The following is an 8,493-nucleotide window of genomic DNA, read 5'->3' as shown; positions in this document are numbered from 1 at the left end:
GACCATATCCGCTCGCTGCATGTGCCGGACCGCGCCGTGGAGGCGGCGCTGCTCAAGCTCGTCGGCAAGCGGCCGTTCCAGTCGATGCTCGATCTCGGCACCGGAACCGGGCGGCTGCTCGAGATCTTTTCGCCGCTCTACCGGCGCGGCATCGGCATCGACATGTCGCGCGAAATGCTGACGGTGGCGCGCGCCAATCTCGACAAGGCCGGCATTTCGAATGCGCAGGTGCGCCAGGGCGACATTTTTGCGCCGCCGGTCGAGCGCGATGCCTTCGATCTCGTTACAATCCACCAGGTGCTGCACTATCTCGACGATCCCGCCCGCGCCATCCGCGAGGCAGCAAGGCTGCTGCGCCCGGCAGGCCGGCTGGTGATCGTCGATTTCGCTCCGCACGCGCTGGAATTCCTGCGCGACGCGCACGCGCATGTGCGGCTCGGCTTTTCCGACCGGCAGATCACCGAGTGGTTTTCCGATGCCGGGCTCGACCTCGAGGACAGCCAGGAATTCGAGCCGCGCGGCGGCAACGAGGCCAGGCTCACCGTAAAACTGTGGCTCGGCCGTGACCAGCGCATGCTGATCGCCGATCCTTCCAACCACGCACAACCGGCCAATGCCTATCCGATAGGGGAAACCGCCTGATGAACCAGTTCCGCTTTTCCCGCCGCCCTGACATTGGTGACAAGATCCGGGTTTCGTTCGAGTTCTTCCCACCGAAGAGCGATGAAATGGAAGCACGGCTGTGGGACACAGTTACCCGGCTGCAGCCGCTCAAGCCGAAATTCGTCTCCGTCACCTATGGCGCCGGCGGCTCGACCCGCGAGCGCACGGCACGCACGGTCAAGCGCATCCTCAACGAAACGGCGCTGACGCCGGCGGCGCACATGACGTGCGTCGATGCGGCGCGTCACGAGGTCGATGAGGTCATTCAGGAATTTGCCGAGATGGGTGTCACCCGCTTCGTCGCCTTGCGCGGCGACCCGGCCGAGGGCGTCGGCGCCGCCTACCGTCCGCATCCGGACGGCTATGCCAATGGCGCCGAACTGGTGGGAGCGCTGAAGAGTGTCGGCGATTTCGACATCTCGGTCTCCGCCTATCCGGAAAAGCATCCGGAGAGCCCGGATTTCGCCACCGACATCGACATGCTGAAGCGCAAGGTCGACAATGGCGCGACGCGGGCGATCACCCAGTTCTTCTTCGACAATGACCTCTACGAGCGCTATGTCGAGCGGGCACGGCGGGCCGGCATCTACATCCCGATCGTGCCGGGCATATTGCCGGTCCACAATTTCACCCAGGTCGCCAATTTCTCGTCGCGCTGCGGCGCGCTGGTGCCGGCATGGCTGGCCGAGCGCTTCGACGGGCTACAGAAGGACCCGCAGACGCATGCGCTGGTGGCATCCGCGGTGGCGGCCGAGCAGGTGCTGGACCTTGTCGAGCGCGGCGTCGGTGATTTCCATTTCTATACGATGAACCGGGCCGATCTGGTCTTCGCCGTCTGCCACATGATCGGCATCCGCTCGCATGAGGCTGAAGCTGCGGGGTCTGCTGCGGCGTAAGTCTCGTCGAGTCTTTGGAAATGCAAAAAAGGCCGGGTAAAAACCCGGCCTTTTCAATGACTTGGACTATTCGGTGCGGATCTTCCGTTGCTTTGGCGGGTCTACGGAAGAAAACCCATAATTAGGGCTCCGATGAATGCAAACGCAGCACAGATCATCAATGCGTTGATTGGCCTCGTGAGTCCCACGTCATAGCCTCCTCTTAAAGAGCTATGGCCAGAGTCTAGGGTCATTTGTGCCACAGGCAAGCGGAAAATATGCTGCAATGCGACGACATTGTGGAATTCACGACCGGCCATTTGCCGTTAGGTCTTGAAACTCTTCGGCAAAATCCCGCTTCGGACCTGTGCATAAAATGTGACGAAGCTGGGGCGAGGATGGATATGACAGCGCTACCGTAGCCGAAGGTCGGAATCGATTTTCGGGTCGATGCGAAGTTCAACGAGTTAGAGCGTCGTTTGCGCGTCCAATACGAAGCTCTAATGCTGGCGGCCGAACAGGCGGCCGTCGATGGTGACGAGGCCCATCGCGATCAGTGCCATGCCGCCGAGCTCGAACAATTCGAGCCGCTCGCCCAGGAACAGAAAGCCGAGCAGGATGGCACTGGCCGGCACGATCAGCGTGACCAGCGAGGCGTTGGTGGCGCCGGCCGAGGCGACGAGGTTGAAATAAAGGATGTAGGCGAAGGCGGTGGACAGCAGGGCCAGCGCCAACACCGCTGCCCACACCGGCGGCGAGGCCGAAAACAGGTTGGCAGTGCCGTGGCTAAGCAGCACGATCGGGATCATGATAATGGTCGAGGCGGTCAATTGTCCCGTGGCGATGACCGATGAAGGCACGCCCTTGAAGCGGCGGGCAATCATCAGGGCGACCGCATAGGACAGCGACGCACCGACCAGCGCGAATTTCGCCCAGACCGGTCCGCCCAGCCCGGCAAGGAGGCCGGGACCGATCATCACCGCCGTGCCGACGATGCCGAGCGCGATCCCGGCAAGCTTGTTCCAGGAGAGTTTTTCGTCTGATGTCAGCGCGTTGGCGAGGATTAACGTCCAGAACGGCGTCGTCGAATTGAGCACCGAGGCGACACCGGCGCCAAGTTCGGTCTGGCCGGCGAAGATCAGCGAGAAGGGAATGACGTTGTTGACGAGCGCCAGCAGGAAGAACAGACCGGCATGCGGCAAGGCGAGGCGGAACGACGGACCGCGCTGGCCGAGATAGAGATGCAGCGCCAGCGCCGCGATGGCGACGCGAAACAGCACCAGCACCAGCGGGGGAATCTCGGCAACCGCAATGCGGGCAAAGAAGAACGAGCCACCCCAGATCGCACCTAACAGCAGAAGTTGTGCCCAGTCTTTCAGGGCCATAGGTCCGCGCATTGCCATGGATCGTCCTCCCAGATGGCTCTGAATCAAGCCAATCAGGCGTCTGTTCAGGTCATATCCTGTTCGACGGCAAGGGCCACCCGAAACCAGACCGGTGGGCTAGCATTCCCATCATCTGGCGTAGCGCCGCGGCGTTCGGGCCGCGAGACACAGAATTGTTTTCATTCCCGCATAGGTTGGATTAATTGTGCGCAGTCTAGGTCAAGGGATTCGTCCATGCAGCGATTCGAAAATGCGCGCGAAGCGGCGCTGGCGCTTCGCCCGGACGATCCGATTTATTGCTTTCGCCCGCAGGTGCTGAAGGCGGACGCCGCGCAGTTCATGGGCATGTTTCCCGGCAAGACCGCCTATGCGGTCAAGACCAACGGCGAGCAGATCGTGCTGAAGGCGCTGGTTGAGGCCGGCGTCGGCACTTTCGACGTGGCCTCGCCCGGCGAATTCGCCGCCGTGCGCGCGGTCTCGCCCGACGCCGAGATGCTCTACATGCATCCGGTCAAGGCACAGTCGGATATCAAGCTGGCGCTGGAGAAATATGGCATCCGGGTCATCTCGCTCGATCATGAGGACGAGATCACCAAGCTGACCCGCGTGGTGCGGGCGCTCGATATCGATCCGGGTGCGATCACTGTATTCGTGCGCATCCAGACAAAAGGATCGGCCGCCTACGAACTGTCGAAGAAATTCGGCGCCGGACCGGCCAATGCGGTCGAGCTGGCCGAACGGCTGAACCGGACGGGCTACAAGGTCGGGCTGTGCTTCCATGTCGGCAGCCAGATCGAGGATCCCGACACCTATGAGCGGGCGCTGGCCTCGGCCGACTGGGTGCGCAACCGCGTCAGCTTCGACATTGCCGGGCTCGATGTCGGCGGCGGTTTTCCCGCCGAATATGGCCATGATCCCAACCGCAAGCTGATCGAGATGCCGTCGCTCGGCCAGATCATGTCGCGGCTGTCGGGCGACCTGAACGAATATCAGTTCGACCAGATGCCGCTGGTGGCGGAGCCGGGCCGGGTGATCGTGGCGCGCTGCCTGTCACTGATCGTGCGCGTGCTGCTGCGCAAGGGCAAGCGGCTCTACATCAATGACGGCATTTGGGCGTCGCTGTCGGATTCATGGACCGGCAAGATCACGCTGCCGGCGCGCTTCATCCCAGACCCGGCGATCCGTTCGCGCAATGGCGAGGAGAAGACCATTGTGCCGTTCAAGGTCTGCGGCGCGACCTGCGATTCCGTCGATATCCTGTCGCGGCCGTTCTGGCTGCCGGAAACGGTCGATACCGGCGACTGGATCGAGATCGGTCATATCGGCGCCTATTCGCTGTCGCTGAGGACACGCTTCAATGGCTTCTATCCCGACACCTTCGTCGAAGTGACGACGCCGTTCGACGAAGGGGACGCGCCGCAAGGGTTTGCCAGCCTGGAGACGATGGCGGATTAGACCATGTAGGTCAGGCCACTCCGCCGCCGGCCTGAATGTTCTCGCCGGTCAGCCAGCGGGCTTGGTCGGAGGCGAGGAAAACCGCGACGTCGGCAACATCGCGCGGCGCTCCGATCCTGCCGAAAGGCGACATGCCGGCGGCGATCGCGCGATCTCGCTCGGGCAGCAGGTCGGTGTCGGTAAAGCCTGGCGAAAGCGCATTCACGGTGACGCGGCGCGGCCCGAGTTCGCGCGAGAGGACGCGGACGAACTGCTCGACGGCTCCTTTGCTGCCGAGATAAAGGGCCGTCTGCGTGAAGAACATCTTGGTTCCACCGGTAGAGACGGCGATGATGCGGCCACCGTCGCGCACGCGGCGCGCCGCTTCCTGAAGCGTGAAGAAGGTGCCTCTGGCGTTGGCGCCGAAGACGTGGTCGAAGTCGGCTTCGGTGGCCTCGACCAGCGGCTTTATGACGGCGACGCCGACGTTGGCGACAACGATGTCAATTGCCCCCATCTGCTTTTCGGTCTCATCGAACAGCCGGCGGATGTCGGAAACGCTGGAGATGTCGGCCTGAATGGCAAGAGCTTTTCCGCCACTCTCGCGGACGGCGGCAACGGCCTCCTGGGCGGCTTTCTCGTTACCGACATAGTTGACGACGACGGTCGCCCCGTTTGCCGCTAGCCCCTCGGCGATGGCGCGGCCGATGCCGCGCGAACTGCCCGTCACGAGCGCGGTTTTGCCTTTGAGCGACTGAGACATGAAGCATTCCTTTCGACTGGTGTTGCGGCCGCTTCAATAGAGCGACGGTTCCATCTCTCGAAAGCTAGGAGCATGCTATTGATCAAATAATGGGCTATTATCTAAGCAACTCGTTAAGCTGGAGGTATATAATGCGAGGAACCGAGTTTTCCAAGCTCAAGGCGTTTGCAGCGATCATCGAGGAGGGCAGCTTTGTCCGCGCCGCGGCCAGGCTCAGGGTTTCGCCGCCAGCGCTTAGCCAGACGATCCGCGGGCTGGAAGAGCGTGTCGGTGTCCGGCTGCTCAACCGCACGACCCGCAGCGTGTCGCCGACCGCAGCAGGCGAAACGCTGTTTGCCCGCCTCGCTCCGGCATTCAGCGAACTGGAAGGCGCTGTCGCCGACGCTCATGCATCACGCGATCGGCCGGCAGGCTCGCTGCGCATCAACGTTCCACGCATCGCTGCCATGCGTTTCATTGCTCCCATCCTCGGCGATTTTCAGCGCGCCTATCCCGATATCGCGCTGACCGTCATCATCGACGATATGCTGACCGACATTGTCGAGGGGCGGTTCGATGCCGGAATCCGGCTCGGCGAGCGGCTGGAGAAGGATATGGTGGCGGTGAAGCTGAGCGAAGATTTGCAGATGGCCGCGGTGGCCGCTCCAGCCTATCTCGAGAACCGGACCATACCTCGTCATCCGCAGGAGTTGCATCAGCACCGCTGCATCAATTTCCAGTGGCCCGGTGGCGGCAACATCTATCGATGGGAGTTCGCGCGAGGCCAACGCGCCTTGGAAATAGCCGTCAACGGCGGTTTGACGGTCAACGACACGGAACTGATGATCAGGGCGGCCCTGGATGGGGTCGGCGTGGCCTACATGCTGGATTACCAAGTTCGGCCGTGGATCGAAGCCGGCAAGCTCATCCGTTTTCTCGAAGCCTGGTCACCCCGATTTCCGGGCTTTTACCTATATCATACGAGCTCTCGACAGGTTCCACCGGCCCTGCGCGCCTTCATCGATTTCCTGCTTGCCAGGCGATGACCCGCTTTAAAGCTTCGCCAGAAGCTCCGGTGTCGGCCAGCCGTCGACCGGCAAGCCTAGCCGCTTCTGCTCCTTGCGGATCGCCTCGCGGGTATTGGTGCCCAGGATGCCGTCGACCGTTCCCACGTCATAGCCTTTGGCCTCGAGCTTTGTCTGCAATGCCCTCATCTGATCGCCGTCGAGGCCGGGTTCGGGATTGCGCGGATCGAATTGCGGCGCACCCGCCAGCCGCGCGGCGAGATTTGCCGCGGTCAGCGCATAGGTGAAGGACTGGTTCCACTCGAGGTAGACGTCGAAATTGTCGTAGACGAGGAAAGCCGGCCCCTTGCGGCCCATGGGCAGCGCGAGGCCTGCCTTTAGGCCGTTGTCGACAAGCGGCGTGCCGTTGGGGTTGGTGACACCCCACTGAGCCCACTGCGTCAGCGGCAGCTTGTTGGTGCGGCCGGTCTGGTCCCATGGCATGTCCTCGGGCACGCGGACTTCCTCGATCCAGGGCTGGTCGCGTTTCCAGCCGCGCGACATGATCTTGTTGGCCGTGGTCATGATCACATCCGGCGCGCTGCTGCGCAGGTCAACCAGACCGTCGCCGTCGCCGTCGATGCCGCGGCCGAGATAGTCGGACGGCAGCATCTGTGTCTGGCCGATTTCCCCCGCCCAGGCGCCGGTGACATCGGCCGGCACGACGCCGCGATCGATGAGGGTCAGCAGCGGCGTGATCTGCGGGCGAAAGAGTTGCGGGCGGCGGCAGTCATGCGAGAGCGTGACCAGTGCGTTCAGCGTGTGGAAATCGCCCTGCACGGCGCCGAAATCGGTCTCCAGCGCCCAGAAGGCGGCGATGATCGGCGGCTGGACGCCGAATTCCTGGTCGGCGCGGGCAAAGACGTCGGCGTATTTTTTCAGATTGGCGGCGCCCTGCTTCAGCCGGTAAGCCGAAATCATCCGGATCGAGAACTCGATGAAGGTCTGGGTAAAGACGCCCTGGGCGCGGTCACGCGCCAGCACCTTTTTGTCGGCGGTGGCCTTTTCCAGCGCCTCAAGGCCGGCAGTGCCGACCCCGGCGTTCCTGGCCTCCGCCGCTACACCCTGCTTCCATGCCTCGAAATCGCCGCCGCATTGCTGTGCCACCGCCGGCGCCGCCGTAGCGGCCAGAAGCAGCGCCGCGAGAATTTCCAAGCGCAATCGCATCGCCATCCCCCAAGAAGATCACCAGCGGTTGCAAGCATCCTTCATTTGGCTGTGTCGAAAAGCAGGCGGCAGGCCCGCTGTCAACGGGTGTTCTGCCGCAGCCACTTGTTCCAGGCGGCTTCCGAGCCGTTGAACACGTTGATATCGGCCTTGCCGGGGATGCCCGGCACAATACCGGTTCCGGTGTACTGCCAGAAAGTGAACGGGTGACTGCCGTATCTCTTGCGCGGGTGGCCGGCCACCGAACGCAGCCAGTAGGGATAGCCACGGAAGGCCGATAGGCCGTTGTCGTCGAAGAAATCGATCGAGGTGTAGATGATCGGCTTCTTGCCATAGTGTTTTTCGACGATTTCGAGGAATGTGCTCATCTCGCTGCGCACCGTGGCCGCATCGGGCCGCAGCTTGCAGGTCGGCGATTGCGGGTTCCATTCCATGTCGAGAACCGGCGGCATCGCCGAACGGTCTTTGGGCACGTTCTTGATGAACCACCGCGCTTGCGTGGCGGCCGGCGTGCAAAAATAGTAGAAATGATAGGCCGCCCGGGGGATTCCTGAGGCTTTCGTGCGGCTCCAATGCTCGTTGAAATACTCGTCGAAGCGATCGCCGCCTTCCGTCGCCTTGATGAAAACGAAGGAAATGCCGCTGGCCCTGGCCGCCGGCCAATCGACCGAGGTCTGGTATTTCGAGACGTCGGTGCCGTGAACGGCATAGCTCCACGGCGCCCCGCTTTCCCACTTATGGGGGTCGGAGTCGTCAAAACGGGGTGCGCGCACCGTAACGGTCGGGGCGCTCGGCAGGGACGGCGCAAGATCGTCGACGGTCGAGCAGGCGCCCAGCAGCGTCAGCATGATGAAAGCCGCGAAACGGCGCATCGCTACTCCTGAACCGGTTTCAGCCGGCCGCTGATGGGTTGTTGCTGCAGGTGGGTCCCTCGACCATACCCCCAAGCGATCGCCCCACAGGACCGCTCCCATATTAAAGCGCGCGCTTCGACGCGCTTTATCCTTTGTTTTTTATGCATGTCGTTATCCCAAAACCGCTGCGCACTTTTGGGCGACACGCATCAATGATCGCCGATCATGGTTGATATTCCGTTGACGGCGCTCGACAGGAACCGCATTTTTGCCGAAGCAATGGCGGCAAATCGATGGCATAAATGAGCG

8 protein-coding genes are annotated in these 8,493 nt (G+C 62.4%); 4 read left to right on the top strand and 4 right to left on the bottom strand.

What is annotated here, in order from left to right:
- Together EOA86_RS12355 and metF are read left to right on the top strand one after the other, a co-directional pair.
- On the top strand, positions 1-642 hold a 642-nt coding region (locus EOA86_RS12355; protein WP_164891701.1), incomplete at its 5' end, for a class I SAM-dependent methyltransferase.
- Positions 642-1,559, top strand: a complete 918-nt coding sequence (gene metF, locus EOA86_RS12350; RefSeq protein ID WP_128341892.1) for a methylenetetrahydrofolate reductase [NAD(P)H] — start codon at positions 642-644, stop codon at positions 1,557-1,559. The genes EOA86_RS12355 and metF, both read left to right, overlap by 1 nt.
- A 479-nt stretch (positions 1,560-2,038) precedes the next feature.
- Here metF and EOA86_RS12345 read toward each other — a convergent pair whose 3' ends face one another.
- Positions 2,039-2,941 (bottom strand): DMT family transporter, encoded by a 903-nt coding sequence (locus tag EOA86_RS12345; protein WP_128341890.1) that lies wholly within the window; start codon positions 2,939-2,941, stop codon positions 2,039-2,041.
- A gap of 216 nt (positions 2,942-3,157) precedes the next feature.
- On the opposite strand from EOA86_RS12345, the gene EOA86_RS12340 reads away from it, so the two are divergent.
- On the top strand, positions 3,158-4,378 hold the full coding sequence (locus EOA86_RS12340) for an alanine racemase (RefSeq protein ID WP_029351502.1): 1,221 nt from the start codon (positions 3,158-3,160) through the stop codon (positions 4,376-4,378).
- Between the two features lie 10 nt (positions 4,379-4,388).
- Here the strand turns inward: EOA86_RS12340 and EOA86_RS12335 are convergent, their stop codons facing one another.
- A complete protein-coding gene (locus EOA86_RS12335) occupies positions 4,389-5,120 on the bottom strand; it encodes an SDR family oxidoreductase (protein ID WP_128341888.1) in 732 nt (243 codons plus the stop codon).
- A gap of 131 nt (positions 5,121-5,251) precedes the next feature.
- Here EOA86_RS12335 and EOA86_RS12330 point away from each other — a divergent pair, with 131 nt between their 5' ends.
- On the top strand, positions 5,252-6,145 hold the full coding sequence (locus EOA86_RS12330) for a LysR family transcriptional regulator (protein ID WP_128341886.1): 894 nt from the start codon (positions 5,252-5,254) through the stop codon (positions 6,143-6,145).
- Between the two features lie 6 nt (positions 6,146-6,151).
- Here EOA86_RS12330 and EOA86_RS12325 read toward each other — a convergent pair whose 3' ends face one another.
- Positions 6,152-7,330, bottom strand: a complete 1,179-nt coding sequence (locus EOA86_RS12325; RefSeq protein ID WP_128341884.1) for a lytic murein transglycosylase — start codon at positions 7,328-7,330, stop codon at positions 6,152-6,154.
- Between the two features lie 80 nt (positions 7,331-7,410).
- Positions 7,411-8,202: a GH25 family lysozyme gene (locus EOA86_RS12320; RefSeq protein WP_128341882.1), complete on the bottom strand. Its 792-nt coding sequence runs from the start codon at positions 8,200-8,202 to the stop codon at positions 7,411-7,413.
- Between the last annotated feature and the right edge of the window lie 291 nt (positions 8,203-8,493).

It is taken from the genome of Mesorhizobium sp. M5C.F.Ca.IN.020.32.2.1 (assembly GCF_004023105.1).
Classification (GTDB): domain Bacteria; phylum Pseudomonadota; class Alphaproteobacteria; order Rhizobiales; family Rhizobiaceae; genus Mesorhizobium; species Mesorhizobium wenxiniae.
The sequence above is the reverse complement of the archived record's forward strand: the minus strand, read 5'-3'. Positions and strand labels throughout refer to the sequence as shown.

Excerpts from the sequence above, each read along its gene's own strand:
- EOA86_RS12330 (WP_128341886.1), top strand. The coding sequence starts at position 5,252 with ATGCGAGGAACCGAGTTTTCCAAGCTCAAGGCGTTTGCAGCGATCATC.
- EOA86_RS12335 (WP_128341888.1), bottom strand. The coding sequence starts at position 5,120 with ATGTCTCAGTCGCTCAAAGGCAAAACCGCGCTCGTGACGGGCAGTTCG.
- EOA86_RS12320 (WP_128341882.1), bottom strand. The coding sequence starts at position 8,202 with ATGCGCCGTTTCGCGGCTTTCATCATGCTGACGCTGCTGGGCGCCTGC.
- EOA86_RS12340 (WP_029351502.1), top strand. The coding sequence starts at position 3,158 with ATGCAGCGATTCGAAAATGCGCGCGAAGCGGCGCTGGCGCTTCGCCCG.
- metF (WP_128341892.1), top strand. The coding sequence starts at position 642 with ATGAACCAGTTCCGCTTTTCCCGCCGCCCTGACATTGGTGACAAGATC.
- EOA86_RS12345 (WP_128341890.1), bottom strand. The coding sequence starts at position 2,941 with ATGGCAATGCGCGGACCTATGGCCCTGAAAGACTGGGCACAACTTCTG.
- EOA86_RS12325 (WP_128341884.1), bottom strand. The coding sequence starts at position 7,330 with ATGCGATTGCGCTTGGAAATTCTCGCGGCGCTGCTTCTGGCCGCTACG.